This window comes from Neisseria sp. P0021.S007, from assembly GCF_051956855.1.
Window position 1 is genome coordinate 1 of record NZ_JBQCXA010000729.1, and the last position, 618, is coordinate 618.

Sequence of the window (618 nt, forward strand, 5' to 3'; positions counted from 1 at the left end):
TCGCCAAACAAATGGGCCTGCCTATCCGCCGCCTGATTGTCGCGACCAATGAAAACGATGTGTTGGACGAGTTTTTCAAAACCGGCGCATACCGCCCGCGAAACAGCGAGCATACTTATGTTACCTCCAGCCCGTCTATGGACATTTCCAAAGCGTCCAACTTCGAGCGTTTCGTGTTCGACCTGATGGATCGCGATCCTCAGGAAATCAATACGCTGTGGGCGGAAGTAGCGGCGGGCAAAGGCTTTGACTTGCAGTTTGCCTTGGAAAAAGTCGGCGGCAAATACGGTTTTACCTCCGGCAAATCCACCCACGCCGACCGCCTCGCCACCATTAAGCAGGTTTACGAGCAAGACAAAGAACTCATCGACCCGCACACCGCCGATGGCGTAAAAGTCGCTCGCGAAGTGCGCGAAGAAGGGGAGATGGTTGTGTGTTTGGAAACCGCATTGGCGGCAAAATTCGATGCGACCATACGCGAAGCGGTCGGCGATGTCGCCATTCCGCGCCCTGCCGCGTTGGAAGGTTTGGAAAACCTGCCGCAGCGCGTCCAAGTCGTGCCGAACAATGCAGCCGCCGTTAAAGAAATTATCCGCGAAACCTTAGATAAGTAATGCG

The 618-nt window shown here is 54.9% G+C and carries 1 pseudogene; it reads left to right on the forward strand.

The features are described 5' to 3' along the window. Positions 1-614: pseudogene (locus ACTHUR_RS15635) on the forward strand (threonine synthase); the annotation flags it as partial. Positions 615-618: the final 4 nt, after the last annotated feature.